We start from the raw sequence: 278 nt of genomic DNA, 5'->3' as shown, positions 1-278 counted from the left end.
CGGCTGTTGCCGTCCTTGAGCTTCGGCGAGATGCCGGCGTTGTTGACCAGCGCATGAAGCTGGCCGCCATGCGCTTCCAGCCGATGGCGGATTTCCGAGATCGCGATGCCGACATCCTCCTGGTCGGCGAGATCGACCTTGATATGGTCTTCCGGACCAGCCGGCCACGGGCAGTCCTCGGCAAAGGCCTGGCGCGAGCAGGTGATGACGCGCCAGCCTTCGCGCGAAAAGCGCTTGACCGTGGCATGGCCGATGCCGCGGCTGGCGCCGGTCAGCAC

The 278-nt window shown here is 66.5% G+C and carries 1 protein-coding gene; it reads right to left on the bottom strand.

Annotated elements, in window-relative coordinates; translation table 11 throughout:
- The coding region (locus E5X34_RS32755) for an SDR family oxidoreductase (RefSeq protein WP_292573383.1) at nt 1-278 on the bottom strand (278 nt) is incomplete at both ends.

The sequence above is a fragment of the Mesorhizobium sp. genome, assembly GCF_004963255.1.
GTDB lineage: Bacteria > Pseudomonadota > Alphaproteobacteria > Rhizobiales > Rhizobiaceae > Mesorhizobium.
Note: the sequence above shows the minus strand (reverse complement) of the source record. Positions and strands in the feature narration are given on the sequence as shown.